The sequence below is a fragment of the Marinobacter goseongensis genome (genome assembly GCF_023156235.1).
Classification (GTDB): Bacteria; Pseudomonadota; Gammaproteobacteria; order Pseudomonadales; family Oleiphilaceae; genus Marinobacter; species Marinobacter goseongensis.
Window position 1 is genome coordinate 50103 of the sequence record NZ_JAKZAI010000005.1, and the last position, 16475, is coordinate 66577.

Below are 16475 nucleotides of genomic sequence, written 5' to 3' on the forward strand. Positions count from 1 at the left end.
CCGGGCTTTTGGTTTCCTAGGTCAATCCCACCGGCAGTCATCGCATGATGCCCCCTGATCCGTGTATGCTCTGAGCACTCACAAAAGCCAGGGACCACATCCATGCAAGAACTTGTTCTGTATCACTATGCCATGTCACCTTTCGGTGAGAAGACGCGGGCCATGCTCGGCTATGCCGGCCTCAGCTGGCAGTCTGTCATCGTGAAAGAGATGCCGCCGCGACCAGTGCTGGACAAGCTCGCCGGCGGCTACCGGAAAATCCCGGTGGCGCAACTGGGGGCGGACGTATTCTGTGATACCCGCTCTGTCGCGCGGGAAATTGCGCGGCTCAGTGGCAAGCCCGAGTTGATTCTGGAACAGCAGCCACAGGCGGTGCAGGACTTTGTGCGGGAAGCCGATCTCGAGGTATTCCTGGCCTGCGTGATCGCCGCCAGTGACGGCCGTATGCTGAAAAAGCTGATCCGTGAAACCTCTCTGTACAACACCTTCCGCTTCCTGAAAGACCGGATCAATATGGGGCGCAAGGCCCGGGTAAAGGCGCTCAAGGGGCCTGAAGCCAAGGCTCGGGTGCTGGCGCACATGGCGCAGATGGAAGGCATGCTGGAACAGGACTTCCTGTTCGGAGACACACCCTGCATCGCAGATTTTTCTGCCTACCACGGACTCTGGTTCGCGTGTGACCTGGCGGGCAAGCCCTGGCTCCGGGATTACCCGCGGGTTGAAGGCTGGCTTCAACGGATGCGATCCTTCGGCCATGGCCAGCGTGCAGAAATCACGGATGAACAGGCGCTGGATATCGCCAGAACCGCCGACCCCAGAGCACTGGAGGCAGCCTCTGAACACCCCCTCACCGGGCAGGCTGTGACCGTGGCGCCAGACGATTACGGCCGTGACCCTGTGCAGGGCCTGCTCCTGTTCGGCAATGAGCACACCACCATCCTGAAGCGGGAACACCCCAGAACCGGGACCGTGCACGTGCACTTCCCGGCGCAGGGTTTTGCCATAACCGCTGCCTGAGCCAACGCCCGGAAGCACGCACTGACAACTGTATACATATACAGCTTCGGTGCGCTACACTGCTTTCCATACGTAACGACTCTCCCGCGCCGCGCCCTGCCGGCGGGGGACCCCATTGGAGAGATTCATGGCTGTACAAGCACTGTACTACTCGGAAAGGGATGGACTGGAGATGGCGCTGAAAAACCCGGATACCCTGCTGTTTTCATCCAAAGCGGACGCCGATGCACGAGACAAGGTGCTGGAACTCGCGGAAGAAATCACCCAGTTCCTGCAGGCTCGGGTTGAGGGCATGGACGAGGCCCTGGCGGAAAAAGCGGCGCTGGCCATCGCCGAGGAAAAAGACTTGTTCGGCCGTGCACTGAAAAAGCCGTCGTTGCTGAACCAGACGGCGCTGACCGAGTAACAGCGGCGTCCGCGCTCAGGGAGGAGCGCACAGCCTCAGCGCCGGAAGCGCGTTTCCAGCACCACCGACGAGTTGGTGCGTTCCACCCCCTCCAGATTGCCGATGTCATCCAGAACCGAACTCAACTCCTCCAGAGACTGGGCCTGAACAATCGCGATCAGGTCGTACTCACCGCTTACCGAAAACAGCTGTGACACCTGACTGATGTTTTCCAGTGCCACGTTGGTGCGCGACGTCAGCTTCTGAATCACCTTGATGGAGACGTGAGCCTCCACCTGGCTGGCTTCGAATCGGCCCCCCAGCTGCACCGAATAGCCCTTGATCACACCGCTGCTTTCAAGGCGCGCCAGCCGATGCTGCACCGTCGAGCGGGACAGGTTAAGCGCACGCGCAAGGTCCGACACACTGGTTCTGGCGTTCTGCCGCAGCAGCAACAACAGCCTCTGATCCTGTGTTCCAAGCATAATGCCCACTCATTTCGTCATTTTGATAAATTATTTCATTATTCCGTTAATTTTGCCACTACAAACCGGCATTGCTCCCTTACATACTGCCCCAATACAAACAATCAGAACCGATCCGCCGCGGGGTTACACCATGATTATTCGCCCGATCCAGCATCAGGACCTGGAAGCACTGCGTGCCATCGCCCGGGAATCCGGCCCGGGGTTTACCTCACTGGTGGATGACCCGGACTTTCTGAGGCGCAAGATCGCTCTCAGTATCGACAGCTTTGCCCGATCACCCCGGACCCCTGACGATGAGCATTATCTGTTCGTGCTGGTGGATGAAAACAGCGGACGTGTCATGGGCACTACGGCCATCGAAGCCCGCGCCGGGCAGGATCGCCCGCTGTTTCATTTTCGACACAGCGCTGGCGCTCCGGGAACGGCGGATGAACCAGACCAGTTGATCCGTTGCAACCACTACACCGGTTGCAGCGAAATCTGCAGCCTGTATCTGCGGCCAGGTGATCGGCGACCGCAGGCGGGCAAACTGTTGTCAAAAGTACGCTTCCTGTTCATGGCCCAGCACCCACAACGCTTTGAGGACACGGTGATCGCCGAAATGCGGGGAGTATCAGACGAGCACGGCCAGTCGCCTTTCTGGAACGGGTTACGGGCGCAGGCGGGCAATCTCGATTTTGCCACGGTTACGCGCCTGGCCGGCACCGGCGACACCCGCCTGCTCGACAAGCTGCTACCTGGCGGGTCCCTGTGCACCGCTTCCATCGGTGAGCAGGCTCGCCGGGTGATCGGTGAGGTTCACGAGCGCACCCGGCCCGCCCTGAAAATGCTGACGGACGAGGGTTTCCGCTACACCGGCTATGTGGACCTGTTTGATGCTGGCCCTACCGTCGAGTCACCGCTTGCCGGCATTGCCAGCATTCAGGGTTCTGAGGCCTGCCGGGTTCAGGTGGTGGATGACAACGTACCCGCGATCACTCGCAACCGGCCGGGCCACCTTAACCAGGCCCTGTTACTGACCAATGGCGGTGTCCGCGATTTTCGCGCTACGATCACCCATGGGGCAACCTGGCTGCCGCACCACCGTTTGCTGAGTGTTCCCCGCTCTCTGGCCGGCAAACTGATGCTGGAAACCGGTTCGGTCGCCCGCTGTCTTGCACTGGCTCCAACCGCAGACCAGAAACAGCCACGCAGTCACTCACCGTTACTGGAGGCCCGCTATGCACACTGATCGGGAATCGCTGTTCCACCACTTGTGGGAAGACTACCGCAGAGTGACCCCTTCGGCCGAAGGCCTTCACCGCATTCTGGGCGCCGAGGAGGGCCAGGGCATTGTCAACGACCACATCGCCCTGCGCACCTTCAACCTGGCCCCGGTAGGGCTGGACGCCCTCGCGGAACACTTCACCTCGCTGGGCTATTACGCCGGTGGTGAGTACCGGTTCGGCGCCAAAAAGCTCTATGCCCGCCATTATGAACACCCGGACCCACTGGCCCCGAAAGTCTTCATCTCCGAATTGTTAACCGAGCAATACTCGCCTGATCTGCAGGCTGTTGTCCGTAACCTGGTGGCGCAGGTGTCGCCCGCCAGCGTGTCCGCCGACAATTTTCTGTATTCCGGCCGCCACTGGGATCTCGATTACGCCACCTACCAGACCTTGTTGCAGGAAAGCGAATACGCCGGATGGCTGGCTGCCTGGGGCTTCCGTGCCAATCACTTCACGGTCAGCATCAACCAGCTCGGGCAGTTTCACAGTGTCTCAGGCATCAACCAGCTGTTGAAAGACAAGGGCTATCGGGTCAACAGCTCTGGCGGCGAGATCAAGGGGTCGCCTGCAGAGCTGCTTGAGCAGTCGTCGACCATGGCCGACCGCATTCCGGTGCAGTTCTCTGACAGGACGGCAACCATACCCAGCTGTTTCTATGAATTTGCGCTGCGCTATCCCGACGCCAGCGGCCAGCTGTATCCGGGCTTTGTCGCCGCGTCGGCCGACAAGATCTTCGAGAGCACCAACACAACGGGCTGATGGGCTAGCGGTTCTCTGCGGGCCAGCCCTCGGCACCTAACAGAGGAACGAAGCGCACTTCTCCCAGGCTTTCACGCTCGAACCCGGAGCGGGACACCCGGGTGATGAGCACCAGCTCCTGACCTCCGAATTCCGAGCCGACCGGCATCACCAGCCGACCCCCGATGACAAGCTGATTCTTGAGGGTTTCGGGAATCCCCGGGCCGCCCGCCGCCACCACAATGCCGTCAAACGGGGCTACCTCCTGCCACCCCAGTGTACCGTCACCGCAGCGCACATGGACATTCAGGAAGCCCTCAGCCAGCAGCACGCGGCACGCCTGCTGCGCCAGTTGCGGAAGCCGCTCGATACCGAACACCTCCCCGGCAATGCAAGCCAGCACTGCCGCGCCATAACCTGAGCCGGTTCCGATATCCAGCACTTTCTCTCCGCCCTGCATCGACAGGGCCTCCGCCATCAGTGCCACGATGTAGGGCTGGGACACGGTCTGGCCATGGCCGATGGGCAACGGGCCGTCGTCGTAGGCCTGCTCGCGCAGCTCGTCCGGCACAAACTGCTCCCGCCTGACCCGACGCATTGCAGCCAGAACCGCGGGCGAGAACTGGCCCCGACCGCGGACCTGGTAATCCACCATCGACGCCCGGCGGGCGGTAAAATCGGGCGCGTCCATTCTGTGCACCTGATGCAAAGGGGTGAAATTCCAGCCTACCCTTGCCCTGACGCGCTCCCCTTGACGCCGGTCAATATCCAGACCGATCCGCCGACCGAAGGCTTCACCCCGGGCTGTCACATTGCATGTCACCCGGGGCCGCAGGCAAAGCTTCTGCTTTTGTCTCGAGCTGGAAAGGACTAGGATTATGTGAACCAATTCATGTTTTCTGGGCGGAGAGGCAGAATGACCTCAGGTTCCATGGCAGTAAGAGGGATGCTTCTGTCAGCCTTGTGCCTGTGCTCCATGGGCAGCGTGGCTAACGACACCATCCGCACCCGCATGGGCGCCATAGATCTGGACTTCCCCGTCAGCGCCCTTGGCAAGATTCTTACCAGCGACAAGACCCTCTCAAGCTTCTACCGGGAGCGGGATTATACCCTCGCCTGGAGCGAGGCAGCGGATCGCCGGGCTTTGCTCGATGCCGTAGCGGCAGCACAACACCATGGCCTGTCCCCCAACGACTACAACCTGGCGCAACTCACACGCGTGGCTGCCGGCGATACCCGGCACCTGGACGCCGAAGCCCAGGCCGACATCGATCTGCTACTGACCGACAGCGCCCTGCTGCTGGCGTCTCATCTGCGCTACGGCAAGGTGAACCCGGAAGATCTGCGTCCGGAGCCGGACGCCAGCCACCCGGACCGCGGCATCGATGACCTTCTGGCGGAGGCCCTGGCGGCCGACAACGTTGAGCAAGGGTTGAAACGCCTGGCCCCCGCCACGCCGGGCTATCAGCAATTGCTGAGCGCCCGGGCGGCCGTGGCTGCGCTGATGCGTGAGCCCTGGGAACGCATCCCGGAGGGCGAGACCATCCGGCCGGGAAACAGCGATGAACGCGTGCCGCACGTCCGGCAACGGCTGAGGGCTCTGGGTGACCACCCCCACCCGGACAGCGACGCCCCAGAAGCGATTGCCACCCGGCACGACCCTGCCCTGGTGGCCGCTGTGCAACGATTTCAGGCACGGCACGGGCTGGATGACGACGGCCTGATTGGCCGGGATACCCTGGCCGCGATAAACCTCACACCGGCAAAGCGCCTCACCCAGATTGACGCCAACCTGGAGCGCTGGCGCTGGCTGCCAGAGCAACCCGGAGACACCTACATCGTTGTCAACGTGGCCGGATTCGAGCTCACCATGATTCGCAAGGGTGAGGAGGTGCTGCGCACCCGGGTGATTGTGGGCCGCCCCTACCGTCAGACGCCGCTGTTCAGCGACAGCATTCGTCACCTGGTTTTCAACCCCAGCTGGACGGTACCCCGTAGCATCATGATCGAGGACCAGTTACCGGTTATTCGCCAGAATCCGGACTATCTGAGCAACCTGGGCTTTTCGTTGTATCGCGGCTGGGGACCCGACCGCATACCGGTCGACCCGGATACCGTTGACTGGTGGGCGCTGTCTGAAAACTACTTTCCGTTTCAGCTGATTCAGGAACCCGGCCCGAGCAATGCCCTGGGGCAGGTGAAGTTCATGTTCCCGAACGAATTCGATGTGTATCTGCACGACACCCCGGCCCGGCACCTGTTCGCCAGCAGTCAACGCTCGTTCAGCTCCGGCTGCATCCGCGTGGAAAACTCCCTGGAACTCGCCCGCCTGTTGCTGGAAAGCCAGAACGGATGGTCCGGCAACCGGCTGAATCGCGTGCTCGACTCCCGCGAGCTGACCAAGGTCTATCTTGAAAACCCGGTACCGGTGCACCTGGAATACTGGACGGCATGGGTAGACGACGCCGGCACACTGAACTTGCGCGACGACATTTATGAACGCAACGGCCCGGTCACAGCCGCGTTGGAAACCTCACTGGACTATGATGGCCGAATTCATCAGGCCAGTGCCAACTGAGCGTCCTTATCAGCCATTTTAACTGGCTGCGCCCCGCAACATCGCCTGCATCAGTTCATTGGCATCGAATTTGGTCAGTGCCTCGTTGGCGCCGACCTGATTGGCATAGCTCAGGCTCATCTCACTGTTCAGTGAGGTGTGCAGGATGATGTAAGGCTGCTTGAGCGCGGTGTTGTCACGAATGGTGAATGCCAGCTCGTAGCCATCCAGCCCCGGCATCTCGATATCGCTGACCAGTATGTCCACCGGGCGCCCGTTGCTGTCCGCTTCCAGCAACATCGTCAACGCGTTCTGTCCGTTGGTGGTCACTTCGTAGGAAATGCCCTTGTTGTCGAGAACGTCCGACAGCTGCTTGCGGGCCACCTGGGAATCGTCAACCAGCAGAATGCGCTGGGCACGCAGGGTTTCGCTCTCCCTATCGGTCAACGCCGCGGCTTCGGCGTCCACTGCAGCGGGATAGACTTTGGAAAGCAGCAGCTCCACGTCCAGCAACTGAATCAAATCACCCTCAAGGTCAATCAAGCCAGTCAGGAAGGCCTGATCGCCCAGCGCTGCCGGGGGCGACTTCACGTTTTTCCAGTCCGCTTCAATAATCTTGTTCACGCTTCGCACCACGAAACCGATTTCCTGGCGCTGGATATCGGTCACGATGATCGATGCCGACGTCAGCTCGTCCGTCGTCAACGCTTGGCCACCGACGGCCGCAGCCATATCGATGACCGGCACGGCTGCCCCACGGAACGACATGGTCCCCAGCACCGCAGCGTGGCTGTGTGGCAATCGTGTCAGGCGTGCAAACGGCAGGATCTCGCGGATTTTCAGCGTGCCGATGGCGAACAGTTTCTGACCGGTGAGGCTGAACAGGAGTAACTTCTGGGCGTGGGCGGTTTGTCTGGGCATTTAGGGTGCGAATCCTTCGGCAGCGTGAAACAACATAAATACTCTAGCAGAGCCGTCACGCGGAAGGGTATCAGTAATCTACAGTCCGCGAAGGTAACCCGGCCCGTTCAACTGCTGCATTTGCCGCTGAACCCAGGCAGCGCGCTCCCACACGTAGGGTGACGGATCGCCCGCACTGAGCACTTTCGGATTGGGCAACACTGCCGCCAACCGCGCCGCCTGGGAACGTGAGAGGTCGCGGGCACTGACACCGAAATAGGCCAGGCTGGCGGCCTCGACGCCGTAGATGCCGGGGCCGAATTCGGCGATGTTGAGGTACACCTCCAGTATACGCCGCTTGGTCCAGAATGCCTCCAGCCCCAATGCCAGACCCGCCTCCAGGGCTTTGCGGATAAAGCTCCGGCCATTCCACAGGAACAGGTTCTTGGCGGTTTGCTGGGTGATGGTGCTGGCCCCACGGAGACCTTCGCCGGCCCGGTATTCATCAAGCGCTTTGCGGATCGCGGCAAAATCGACCCCCCAATGCTCCGGGAAGCGCTGGTCCTCACTGGCAACCACCGCCAGCGGCATCCACGGTGAAATCCGCCCATAATCGATCCATTGATGATGTACCTTGCCGTCCGCCTTGCCCAGACTGTGAGCCAGCATGAAGGCCGTGGTCGGCGGATTCAGGAACCTCAGCACCAGCAGTGTCGTTACCAGCAACACAGCAATGCCCGCCAGGAACCAGGCAACATGACGGGTAAACCGTCGGAATACGGATTTCTTGGCCAAACAGGAACTCCCACATGCCTGCAACTATGCTCAGAGGTGAGTAGTATGTCGTTAATTCTACCCCGTTTGAATTACGGCTCCGTCAGGCAGCGTGCATTCATCGGTACCCGCACTGTCGGCGTATAGATCTACACTACCCGCTTCGGGATCAGGTCAATGGTAGAGCATCTGGAATGCGATCAGGGCGTGCGCCTGTTACTGACGCCCAATCGCTCGCTGAGCTGGCAAGGCAACGTGCGGATCTGGCTGGTACTGTTTGTGGTGTCTCTGGTGATTTCCATGGGTATGGCGATTGCCGGGGCATGGGTCATTGTGCCGTTTGCCGGCCTGGAGCTGGTGGCGTTGGCTGCCGGCATTTATGTCACGTCCCGGAACTGTCAGGCCCGCGAGGTGCTGATGATTGGCCCCGGCGGCATTACCCTCGAAAAGGGGCGCACCACGAAACACAGCGAGTGGCACTTCCCCGGCCAATACACCCGGGTAAGAGTCCGCTTGCCCCGCCACCCCTTTGCACCACCCAAGCTGTTCCTCACGCACCGGAATCAGACGATCGCGCTCGGCCCATTCCTGAATGTGGAAGATACCCAGATTCTGCTACGGATTCTGGAGGGAAAAGGCGTGACGCTGGATCGCCAGACACCGTCACCGAACGTGAGCTTCTGGTTCTGATGTCCGGCAACCGGACGGTCAGGGACTGGTGAGGATCGATTGCAGTTTCTGGGTGAGTTCGACCGCCTCGCTGCCGAGTGCGGTGAGATAGCCACCGTCGTTCTGGGATATCAGTCCTTTGTCATACAACCGCTGCGCCGCTCTCACCGATTCTTCGGATGCGGAGTGCTGGTGCACCTTGATGCCCTCCAGCGCGGACGTGGAATGGAACAGGGCCAGCAGGTTAAGTTCAGCAAGATGATCAGGCGAAAAAGCCATGGACGATCCTCGTTAACATTGGGAGTTTCCCTTTAAGTTCTATACGAGGATCGTGCTTTCTACAACGTCTTTTCACCCCTGATTGTCAGCCCGCAGGCTGTTGCCTCACTCCGCGGCCGGAGCGGTCTGACTGACCAGGCCGTCCAGCTCGCCGTCTCGACGCGCAGCATCCAGTGCCGCCTGCAGTTCCTCGACCACCGCAGGATCGGTTTCGTTGCTGAATGCCAGATACATGGGAGTCTCCCGGAAGGTCAGCACCGGCAGCAGATCGGAGATTCCATGCTCATCCTGCGCCACCTGGGGCCCGACCAGACCGTCGGTCACCCACAGATCCGCCTCGCCCAGCGTCAGGCGACGGGGGTTCACGTCACCGGACACGCTCATCACCACCTCAAACCCCTGACTGACCAGGTAGTCGGACATGACATCGCCCTTGTAACCGGCAATCCGGTAATCCCTGGCGTCTTCCAGAGACGTCAGCGTGATGTCAGAGCCCGGGGCAGCGAACAGGGTCCACTTGATCGGGGCCAGCGGGCCCACCCACTGGAACTGTTCCTCCCGCTCATCGGTGCGCGCGGTGCAGAACAATCCGTGGTTTTCCCGCCCCTGGACCCAGCTGTAGGCATAACTCCAGTCACGCATCTTGATCACGTAGTCGTAGTCCACCCTGGCCAGCATGGCTTTCACCATTTCGCTGCAGATACCGGTGATGTCCTCCTCACTGTGCGCAAATCCCTTGCCCGTTCTGGTCTCGTTATACGGAGGGTAATTCTCTGTGAAAATGTACAGCCGTTCGGAGGCGCTGGCACGGCCGGCCAGTATCAGCAGGCAGGCCAGGACACACAGCAGGGCGCTGCGGGCTCCGGTCATGGACGGTGTCATTGGGTAAGGCATTCTTTTATCCCTTTTGACGAAGCGGGTTTGTCTGTTATGGAATAGGTGCATAAGTGATGCACTGGCATAAATTGTCAGCGCTTCTGATCGTTTATGCCATCCCGACATCATTACCTGATACGGATCGAATGTCAGTGACAAAACGTATCCGGGCTCCGGCGAGGCCACAGTTAACATTTACGCCGGGAATGGCGCTCAGTTCACACAAGGATTCAACCAACGCCGTAATGTAATGCGCGACGTTTTCAGTTAAAACATCCGGTAGTGCACAACAATAACGAACAGGCTTCTTCTATGACGGATAACACACAAGCGGAATCGGAAACCTTCGATTTCATCATTGTGGGTGCCGGAACCGCGGGTTGTCTGCTGGCCAATCGCCTCAGCGCCAACCCGGAGAACCGGGTGCTGCTGGTCGAAGCCGGTGGCCGGGACAACTACCACTGGATCCATATTCCCGTTGGCTACCTGTACTGCATCGACAACCCACGCACCGACTGGCGCTTCCGTACCGAGCCGGCAGCGGGATTGAATGGCCGCTCGCTGATCTATCCCCGCGGCAAGACCCTCGGGGGCTGCTCCAGCATCAACGGCATGCTCTACATCCGCGGCCAGCAACGAGACTACGACCACTGGGCCGAGGTGACTGGTGACGACGCCTGGCGTTGGGAGCACTGCCTGCCGGATTTCAGGCGTCATGAAGATCACTACCGTCTGGACGACGGCGGTGATGCAGACGGCCACCATGGACAGTTCCATGGCCACGGTGGTGAGTGGCGGGTGGAGCATCAACGCCTGCACTGGCAGGTGCTGGAGGATTTCGCCGAGGCTGCGGTGCAGGCCGGCGTGCCGCGGACCCGGGATTTCAACCGGGGCGATAACGAGGGCGTGGACTACTTCGAGGTCAATCAGCGGGCCGGCTGGCGCTGGAATACTTCGAAAGCGTTTTTACGACCGGCCGCCAAACGCCGCAACCTGACCGTTCGTCATTCCACTCAGGTGCTGGGACTTGAAATGGACACCCACAACGGTGACGCACGCCGCTGCAGCGGCGTGCGACTGTCGGCACCGAATGCCGCAGAGATACTGGTACGAGCGACCCGCGAGGTAATTCTGTCCGCAGGCGCCATCGGTTCACCCCAGTTGCTGCAGTTGTCCGGGCTTGGCCCAGCCGAATTGCTGGGCCAGCACGGGATTCCGGTCGTGGCGGATCTGCCCGGGGTGGGCGAAAACCTGCAGGATCACCTGCAAATCCGCTCGGTGTACAAGGTGCACGGTGCCAACACCCTCAACACCATGGCCAGCTCGCTGCTTGGTAAGGCCAGGATCGGTCTCGAGTATCTGCTCAAACGCTCCGGCCCCATGAGCATGGCACCCTCCCAGCTCTGCATCTTCACCCGCAGCTCCCCGGAGTTTGATTTCGCCAACATTCAATACCACGTGCAGCCCCTCAGCCTGGATGCCTTTGGCCAGCCCCTGCATGACTTCGCCGCCATCACCGCCAGCGTGTGCAATCTGAATCCCGCCAGCCGCGGCACGGTGCGCATCCGCAGCGCTGACCCCCGCGCGGCACCGGCCATCGCTCCCAACTATCTAAGTACTGAAGAGGACCGTAAAGTGGCGGCCGACTCCTTGCGGGTCACCCGTCGGATCGCCAGGCAAGCGGCTTTCGCGCGCTACCGGCCCGAAGAATACAAACCCGGCGTTCAGTTCCAGACCGATGACGAACTGGCCCGCCTGGCCGGTGACATCGGCACCACCATCTTCCATCCTGTGGGCACGACCCGCATGGGGCGTGCGGACGACCCGATGGCCGTGGTGGACTCTCACCTCCGTGTCAGGGGTATTCATGGCCTGCGGGTGGTCGATGCCGGTATCATGCCCACCATCACCAGCGGCAACACCAACTCGCCCACGCTGATGATCGCGGAAAAAGCCGCAGCGTGGATTCTGGCGAATAAATGATCAGGAGAGGGACACATGGACAATGGGGAAACCGCCACAGGCAGCTCGGATCTCGAATCAAGACAGCGAGCGACCCTTGCCCGTCTGGACAGGTTTTCCCGCATCACCGACACGGCATTCCGTATCCCTTTCACCGGCATCCGTCTGGGACTGGACCCGATCATCGGTCTGGTGCCGGTGATCGGCGACATCATCGGGCTGGTGCTGTCGCTGTATGTGCTACTGGAAGCCCATCGGGCCGGAGCCAGCAAACGGATCAAAGCGCACATGGTGAAAAACATGCTGATCGAGACGTTTGGTGGCATGGTGCCGGTGGTGGGTGACGCCTTCGACATCGTCTACAAGGCCAACACCCGCAACACCCGTATCCTGCGGGAATACCTGGAGAAGGAACTGCAGACCCCGCCCGCGCCGAGCTTTCCCTGGAAGCAACTGGTTTTCCTTATCGTTCTGCTGGCCATCACCACCGGACTGATCATACCGCTGCTGTCAGGCTGATCCGGCACTGGTTATCACCGACCGGCCGATGACCCGGAGTGAGCGGGGCCGCCAGCACGGCGAGGGTGGCTTCCCGCTCGAGGCACAAACGCACACCGCGGTTCCCGATCATTGCGTTCAGGTCCTTTTTGTCGCTTTCCGGGTCACCACCAGTGCAACGCCGGCAATGGATATGGCGCCGCCGGTCATCGCCAGCACGCCCAGACGCTCATCAAACAGCCAGAATGCCTCCAGCGCGGTGACCGGCGGCACCAGGTAGAACAGACTCGCCACCTGGGACGCGGCGCCCTGGCGAATCAACCACATCAGCAACAGAATCGCGCCAATGGATACCCCGAGAATCAGCCACGCCATGGACAATTGCAACTGCAGTGACCAGGTCACTTCCCGGGTTTCCAGGGTGAAGGCACCGAGGGCAAAGAACGCCGCCGCGGCGCTGTACTGAATCAGGGTGCCAGCGACCAGGTCGGCCTGGGTGCCGTGGCGCTTCTGGTAAACCGTGCCGAGCGAGATACCGGTGAGCGAGAAGCCCGCCCATACCAGTGTCCAGAGCGGAAAGCCGGCACTGCCGACCCGGTCGCCGGCGAACTTCTCCAGCAACACCAGAGTCACCCCGATCAGCCCCAGCCCCAGCCCCAGCCACTGCCGACCCGATACGCCCTCCTTGAGAATCACCACAGCGGCCGCCGCGGTCACCAGCGGCTGTAGCCCGACAATCAACGACACAATGCCCGATGGCATGCCGCCCTGAATGGCATAGTAAACGCCGCCCAGGTAACAGCCGTGCACCAGCAACCCGGTCACCGCCAGATGCCCGGCACTGCGCCAACCCGGCCAGCGCGTTTTCATCACCCAGGCCAGCCCCGCCAGCAGCGCGAGCGTCAACAGCATGCGGATCAGCAGCAATGTGAAAGGCTCGGCATAGGGCAGCCCGTACTTGGCACCGATAAAACCGGTACTCCACAGCCACACAAACAGAGCCGGAACAAGATAGGTAAAGAACAGGGATCGCATGGAACTCACCGGAATGAACAACGTTCAGGATCTATCTACTGTAGTTGTCAGCAGGCAATCATTACAGATACAGAATGCCACCTTTAGAACCAGCACAGGTTGGCCACCAGCTGTGCTGGGACCCGGGGTGGCAAACGGCTATCATCTGCGCCATGAAACTCTCACGCATCCTCAGCAACCAGAACGGTGTCAGTCGCCAGCGCGCCAACGCGCTGATTGCCGCTGGCCGCGCCACCATCGATGACCGGGTATGCAGTGACGCCGCACGGGACGTGAGCCGGTTCGAAACAGTCAGGGTGGATGGCCGGGTAATCCAGCCCGGGCAATCCGCCCTTTATCTGATGCTGCACAAACCCGCAGGCTACCTCAGCGCCACCCGGGACGATCTCCACCCCACCGTGCTGGCACTGGTGCCCCCGGAGCTCCACACTGACCTGCACATCGCCGGGCGCCTGGACCGCGCCTCGACCGGTCTGCTGATTCTGACCAACGACGGCAACTGGTCGCGCCGCCTGACCGAGCCCCGCGTCAAGCTGCCCAAGGTATATCGGGTGACGACCGCCCATCCGATTACAGCGGACACATCCCGCTGTTTTGCCGAGGGCATCTGGTTCGACTACGAGCAGCTCCGTACCTCCCCGGCCAGCCTGGAGATTCTGGGTGGCAACGAAGCCCGGGTCACCATCTATGAAGGCCGTTACCACCAGATCAAGCGCATGTTCCACGCCGTCGGTAACCGCGTCACCGCCCTGCACCGGGAGCAGATGGGCGACATTCGCCTGGATCCGGCGCTGGCTCCGGGTGACTACCGGTCTCTGCGCCGTGAAGAGACACTTTGCGTTCCGGAATAACCCACCACGTCCGCATGTCGACCGCGAACACCGTAACTTATGAAAGCGTAATAGTGCGTCAATAAACAGTATATATCTTTCAGAAACAGAACGTTAAAAACGGCAGAAAGGTCTGACCCATGGCCGGCCGAGTGTCGCCGTTTGTGCAAAACAGAAAGCTGTGCCACGTTGATAAGCGAAGCCATTAAAGGAGGAAAGGATATGCTCTATTGGGCTGTCGTGTGTCTTGTGATCGCAATCATTGCGGGCGTGCTGGGCTTTGGCGGCATTGCCGGCACAGCAGCAGGCATTGCGAAAATTCTGTTTTTCATCTTTCTGATCCTGCTGGTGATTTCTCTGGTGGCCAACGCCATGCGGGGCAAGGGCCCGAAAATATAGCCACCGCTTCAGCAGGTCCGCAGGCTGCCAACTGCTCACGCCACAACCGACGAGCAGTTGGCAGTGTCCCTAGCTCATTGTATTAATCGCGACCCATTTTCTGCTTCAGCAAGCGGTCCATCTGGCGGAACGCTGGCTGAGTCAGCCGCGTGACCGGACCGGGCAAAGCCGCCAGCGCCAGACTGCCCACGGTGCCAAGCGGACTGCCAACACGGGCCGGTTTCTTCCGGACCGCCTTCACGATCCACCCGGCGGCTTTTTCCACATCCATCATCGGCATGTGGCGATAGATGCTGGTTCTCGACGACATCGGTGTGCGCACCATCGGAAAATACACCACCGTCACATCAATGCCCCTGTCACCCAGTTCCGCCAGCAGCGACCGGGAAAAGGACTCCAGTGCAGCCTTGCTGGCAAGGTAGGCGGAGAACAGCGGAATCGGCACCTGGGAGGACAGGGTGGATATGTTCACCACCTGCCCACTGCCCTGCTCCAGCATCCGTGGCAGCAGCTTCAGGGTCAGGCCGACCGCGGCAATGTAATTGATGTTGACGGTACGTTGGTAATCGTGGAGACGATCCAATGCACCGGTGATAGGCCGGCGAATCGAGTGCGCCGCATTGTTCACCAGCACATCGACCTGCGGATGATCGTCAAGAATGCGCAGGGCGCACTGATCCAGCGATGCCTCGTCGGTCAGATCGGCCGGGTAAATCCAGGCCTGCCCACCCGTTTCCACGATGGCCCGTTGCACCTCGGCAAGTTCCTCTTCCCGACGCGCCACCAGGCACACCCTTGCCCCCAGACCGGCCAACTGCCTGGCCGCCACCGCACCGATACCGCTGGATGACCCGGTAATCACCACGGTTTTTCCCGCTAGCCTCATGTTCCCTGCCCTGTCGTTGTTATTGATTTTGCAGAGTAGAGCCGCTCCCGCGGGATTACAATGACCGGAACCGCCATCACATTTGCGGATAAGTACACGAACCGTTACGTTTCATACGCGACACAAGGACGTATACTTGCCGTTGATAAGAAAGACTTCGTTCAGGGCAGATGTGAGTGCGCAATGACCAGCAGTAAACGAATCCCGGGCTCACTGATTGTAGCTGCGTGGCTGACGCTGATAAGCGCCCCGACGCTGGGCGACACTGTGAAACGCGTGGTTCACCCCGACGGGTCGGTGGAATACACCAACGTCAACAGCAACGCGGGCAGCCCCCGCGCCTCCAGCAAAAACGAAGTGGTCTATCGCTACCGCGACAGCAACGGCGTGGTGGCCTACAGCAGCAGCCGGCCGGCCGATGCTAACTTTGATGTGATCCGCTTTCACTGCTACGCCTGCGATCCCGAATCACGGGTCGACTGGCGCACCACCCCCCTTTTCCTGAAGCCCTACCGGGATGAAATCGAGACGGCGGCCCGCCAGTTTGACCTCGACCCCGCCCTGGTCCGGGCCGTCATTCATGCCGAATCTGCGTTCAATGCCGCAGCGGTTTCGCCCAAGGGCGCGCAGGGACTGATGCAACTGATGCCCGGCACGGCGAGGGAGCTGGCAGTGACGAATGCGATGAACGCGGCTGAAAATATTCGTGGCGGCGCCGATTACCTGGCCCGGATGCTCAAGCGTTTCAATGGGGATACCCGGCTGGCTACCGCGGCCTATAACGCCGGTCCGGGTGCGGTCGGGCGCCACGGGGGCATACCGCCCTACGCCGAAACCAAGGCCTACGTTGAACGGGTGGGCATACTGCACGAACGCTACGCCGCGAACTAGAGCGCAGCGCCGCTCGGGAAAGG

Annotated in this window: 20 protein-coding genes; 11 read left to right on the forward strand and 9 right to left on the reverse strand. The window is 60.7% G+C overall.

What is annotated here, in order from left to right; translation table 11 throughout:
- The first annotated feature begins 102 nt into the window (after positions 1–102).
- The gene (locus tag MLC70_RS05285; RefSeq protein ID WP_248182041.1) at positions 103–1017 is read left to right on the forward strand and encodes a glutathione S-transferase family protein; all 915 of its coding nucleotides are present in this window, start codon (positions 103–105) and stop codon (positions 1015–1017) included.
- 127 nt (positions 1018–1144) lie between these two features.
- Entirely contained in the window at positions 1145–1423 is a 279-nt protein-coding gene (locus tag MLC70_RS05290) for a YebG family protein (RefSeq protein WP_248182042.1), read from the forward strand.
- Positions 1424–1458: 35 nt separating this feature from the next.
- On the opposite strand, the gene MLC70_RS05295 is transcribed toward MLC70_RS05290, so the two are convergent.
- The gene (locus tag MLC70_RS05295) at positions 1459–1887 is read right to left on the reverse strand and encodes an Lrp/AsnC family transcriptional regulator (RefSeq protein ID WP_248182043.1); all 429 of its coding nucleotides are present in this window, start codon (positions 1885–1887) and stop codon (positions 1459–1461) included.
- 133 nt (positions 1888–2020) lie between these two features.
- Between MLC70_RS05295 and MLC70_RS05300 the strand changes: the two genes are divergently transcribed.
- Both MLC70_RS05300 and MLC70_RS05305 read left to right on the forward strand, forming a co-directional pair.
- Positions 2021–3121 carry an arginine N-succinyltransferase gene (locus MLC70_RS05300; protein WP_248182044.1) on the forward strand — a complete coding sequence of 367 codons (1101 nt, stop codon included), beginning with the start codon at positions 2021–2023 and terminating at the stop codon, positions 3119–3121.
- Positions 3111–3917, forward strand: coding sequence for a DUF1338 domain-containing protein (locus MLC70_RS05305; RefSeq protein ID WP_248182045.1), 807 nt, complete (start codon positions 3111–3113; stop codon positions 3915–3917). The genes MLC70_RS05300 and MLC70_RS05305 overlap by 11 nt, the downstream gene beginning before the upstream one ends.
- A gap of 4 nt (positions 3918–3921) precedes the next feature.
- On the opposite strand, the gene MLC70_RS05310 is transcribed toward MLC70_RS05305, so the two are convergent.
- On the reverse strand, positions 3922–4587 hold the full coding sequence (locus tag MLC70_RS05310; protein WP_248182046.1) for a protein-L-isoaspartate(D-aspartate) O-methyltransferase: 666 nt from the start codon (positions 4585–4587) through the stop codon (positions 3922–3924).
- A 225-nt stretch (positions 4588–4812) separates the two neighbouring features.
- Between MLC70_RS05310 and MLC70_RS05315 the strand changes: the two genes are divergently transcribed.
- Positions 4813–6474: a L,D-transpeptidase family protein gene (locus MLC70_RS05315; RefSeq protein ID WP_248182047.1), complete on the forward strand. Its 1662-nt coding sequence runs from the start codon at positions 4813–4815 to the stop codon at positions 6472–6474.
- Between the two features lie 18 nt (positions 6475–6492).
- Here MLC70_RS05315 and MLC70_RS05320 read toward each other — a convergent pair whose 3' ends face one another.
- Both MLC70_RS05320 and mtgA read right to left on the reverse strand, forming a co-directional pair.
- The gene (locus tag MLC70_RS05320; protein WP_248182048.1) at positions 6493–7374 is read right to left on the reverse strand and encodes a chemotaxis protein; all 882 of its coding nucleotides are present in this window, start codon (positions 7372–7374) and stop codon (positions 6493–6495) included.
- A gap of 78 nt (positions 7375–7452) precedes the next feature.
- Positions 7453–8148 carry a monofunctional biosynthetic peptidoglycan transglycosylase gene (gene mtgA / locus MLC70_RS05325; RefSeq protein ID WP_248182049.1) on the reverse strand — a complete coding sequence of 232 codons (696 nt, stop codon included), beginning with the start codon at positions 8146–8148 and terminating at the stop codon, positions 7453–7455.
- 156 nt (positions 8149–8304) lie between these two features.
- Here mtgA and MLC70_RS05330 point away from each other — a divergent pair, with 156 nt between their 5' ends.
- Positions 8305–8817 carry a DUF2244 domain-containing protein gene (locus MLC70_RS05330; protein ID WP_248182050.1) on the forward strand — a complete coding sequence of 171 codons (513 nt, stop codon included), beginning with the start codon at positions 8305–8307 and terminating at the stop codon, positions 8815–8817.
- An 18-nt stretch (positions 8818–8835) separates the two neighbouring features.
- On the opposite strand, the gene MLC70_RS05335 is transcribed toward MLC70_RS05330, so the two are convergent.
- Both MLC70_RS05335 and MLC70_RS05340 read right to left on the reverse strand, forming a co-directional pair.
- The gene (locus MLC70_RS05335) at positions 8836–9075 is read right to left on the reverse strand and encodes a TIGR02647 family protein (protein ID WP_248182051.1); all 240 of its coding nucleotides are present in this window, start codon (positions 9073–9075) and stop codon (positions 8836–8838) included.
- Between the two features lie 105 nt (positions 9076–9180).
- Positions 9181–9969: a substrate-binding periplasmic protein gene (locus MLC70_RS05340; protein WP_248182052.1), complete on the reverse strand. Its 789-nt coding sequence runs from the start codon at positions 9967–9969 to the stop codon at positions 9181–9183.
- 294 nt (positions 9970–10263) lie between these two features.
- Here MLC70_RS05340 and MLC70_RS05345 point away from each other — a divergent pair, with 294 nt between their 5' ends.
- Positions 10264–11934, forward strand: coding sequence for a GMC family oxidoreductase (locus MLC70_RS05345; RefSeq protein WP_248182053.1), 1671 nt, complete (start codon positions 10264–10266; stop codon positions 11932–11934).
- Positions 11935–11949: 15 nt separating this feature from the next.
- On the forward strand, positions 11950–12432 hold the full coding sequence (locus tag MLC70_RS05350; RefSeq protein ID WP_248182054.1) for a DUF4112 domain-containing protein: 483 nt from the start codon (positions 11950–11952) through the stop codon (positions 12430–12432).
- Here MLC70_RS05350 and MLC70_RS18520 read toward each other — a convergent pair.
- Together MLC70_RS18520 and MLC70_RS05355 are read right to left on the reverse strand one after the other, a co-directional pair.
- Positions 12410–12544: a hypothetical protein gene (locus tag MLC70_RS18520; RefSeq protein ID WP_282448322.1), complete on the reverse strand. Its 135-nt coding sequence runs from the start codon at positions 12542–12544 to the stop codon at positions 12410–12412. The genes MLC70_RS05350 and MLC70_RS18520 overlap by 23 nt on opposite strands.
- A gap of 5 nt (positions 12545–12549) precedes the next feature.
- Positions 12550–13446, reverse strand: a complete 897-nt coding sequence (locus MLC70_RS05355) for a DMT family transporter (RefSeq protein WP_248182055.1) — start codon at positions 13444–13446, stop codon at positions 12550–12552.
- A 152-nt stretch (positions 13447–13598) separates the two neighbouring features.
- On the opposite strand from MLC70_RS05355, the gene MLC70_RS05360 reads away from it, so the two are divergent.
- Both MLC70_RS05360 and MLC70_RS05365 read left to right on the forward strand, forming a co-directional pair.
- Positions 13599–14297 carry a pseudouridine synthase gene (locus MLC70_RS05360; protein WP_248182056.1) on the forward strand — a complete coding sequence of 233 codons (699 nt, stop codon included), beginning with the start codon at positions 13599–13601 and terminating at the stop codon, positions 14295–14297.
- A gap of 201 nt (positions 14298–14498) precedes the next feature.
- A complete protein-coding gene (locus tag MLC70_RS05365) occupies positions 14499–14675 on the forward strand; it encodes a DUF1328 domain-containing protein (RefSeq protein WP_248182057.1) in 177 nt (58 codons plus the stop codon).
- Between the two features lie 82 nt (positions 14676–14757).
- Here MLC70_RS05365 and MLC70_RS05370 read toward each other — a convergent pair whose 3' ends face one another.
- Entirely contained in the window at positions 14758–15561 is an 804-nt protein-coding gene (locus MLC70_RS05370) for an SDR family NAD(P)-dependent oxidoreductase (protein WP_248182058.1), read from the reverse strand.
- Between the two features lie 183 nt (positions 15562–15744).
- Here MLC70_RS05370 and MLC70_RS05375 point away from each other — a divergent pair, with 183 nt between their 5' ends.
- Positions 15745–16452, forward strand: coding sequence for a lytic transglycosylase domain-containing protein (locus MLC70_RS05375; protein WP_248182059.1), 708 nt, complete (start codon positions 15745–15747; stop codon positions 16450–16452).
- The last annotated feature ends 23 nt before the right edge of the window (positions 16453–16475 follow it).

What these genes read in the sequence shown, in the direction of transcription:
- MLC70_RS05285 (WP_248182041.1), top strand. Translation starts at nt 103, where the DNA reads ATGCAAGAACTTGTTCTGTATCACTATGCCATGTCACCTTTCGGTGAG.
- MLC70_RS05290 (WP_248182042.1), top strand. Translation starts at nt 1,145, where the DNA reads ATGGCTGTACAAGCACTGTACTACTCGGAAAGGGATGGACTGGAGATG.
- MLC70_RS05295 (WP_248182043.1), bottom strand. Translation starts at nt 1,887, where the DNA reads ATGCTTGGAACACAGGATCAGAGGCTGTTGTTGCTGCTGCGGCAGAAC.
- MLC70_RS05300 (WP_248182044.1), top strand. Translation starts at nt 2,021, where the DNA reads ATGATTATTCGCCCGATCCAGCATCAGGACCTGGAAGCACTGCGTGCC.
- MLC70_RS05305 (WP_248182045.1), top strand. Translation starts at nt 3,111, where the DNA reads ATGCACACTGATCGGGAATCGCTGTTCCACCACTTGTGGGAAGACTAC.
- MLC70_RS05310 (WP_248182046.1), bottom strand. Translation starts at nt 4,587, where the DNA reads ATGGACGCGCCCGATTTTACCGCCCGCCGGGCGTCGATGGTGGATTAC.
- MLC70_RS05315 (WP_248182047.1), top strand. Translation starts at nt 4,813, where the DNA reads ATGACCTCAGGTTCCATGGCAGTAAGAGGGATGCTTCTGTCAGCCTTG.
- MLC70_RS05320 (WP_248182048.1), bottom strand. Translation starts at nt 7,374, where the DNA reads ATGCCCAGACAAACCGCCCACGCCCAGAAGTTACTCCTGTTCAGCCTC.
- MLC70_RS05330 (WP_248182050.1), top strand. Translation starts at nt 8,305, where the DNA reads ATGGTAGAGCATCTGGAATGCGATCAGGGCGTGCGCCTGTTACTGACG.
- MLC70_RS05335 (WP_248182051.1), bottom strand. Translation starts at nt 9,075, where the DNA reads ATGGCTTTTTCGCCTGATCATCTTGCTGAACTTAACCTGCTGGCCCTG.
- MLC70_RS05340 (WP_248182052.1), bottom strand. Translation starts at nt 9,969, where the DNA reads ATGCCTTACCCAATGACACCGTCCATGACCGGAGCCCGCAGCGCCCTG.
- MLC70_RS05345 (WP_248182053.1), top strand. Translation starts at nt 10,264, where the DNA reads ATGACGGATAACACACAAGCGGAATCGGAAACCTTCGATTTCATCATT.
- MLC70_RS05350 (WP_248182054.1), top strand. Translation starts at nt 11,950, where the DNA reads ATGGACAATGGGGAAACCGCCACAGGCAGCTCGGATCTCGAATCAAGA.
- MLC70_RS18520 (WP_282448322.1), bottom strand. Translation starts at nt 12,544, where the DNA reads ATGATCGGGAACCGCGGTGTGCGTTTGTGCCTCGAGCGGGAAGCCACC.
- MLC70_RS05355 (WP_248182055.1), bottom strand. Translation starts at nt 13,446, where the DNA reads ATGCGATCCCTGTTCTTTACCTATCTTGTTCCGGCTCTGTTTGTGTGG.
- MLC70_RS05360 (WP_248182056.1), top strand. Translation starts at nt 13,599, where the DNA reads ATGAAACTCTCACGCATCCTCAGCAACCAGAACGGTGTCAGTCGCCAG.
- MLC70_RS05365 (WP_248182057.1), top strand. Translation starts at nt 14,499, where the DNA reads ATGCTCTATTGGGCTGTCGTGTGTCTTGTGATCGCAATCATTGCGGGC.
- MLC70_RS05370 (WP_248182058.1), bottom strand. Translation starts at nt 15,561, where the DNA reads ATGAGGCTAGCGGGAAAAACCGTGGTGATTACCGGGTCATCCAGCGGT.
- MLC70_RS05375 (WP_248182059.1), top strand. Translation starts at nt 15,745, where the DNA reads ATGACCAGCAGTAAACGAATCCCGGGCTCACTGATTGTAGCTGCGTGG.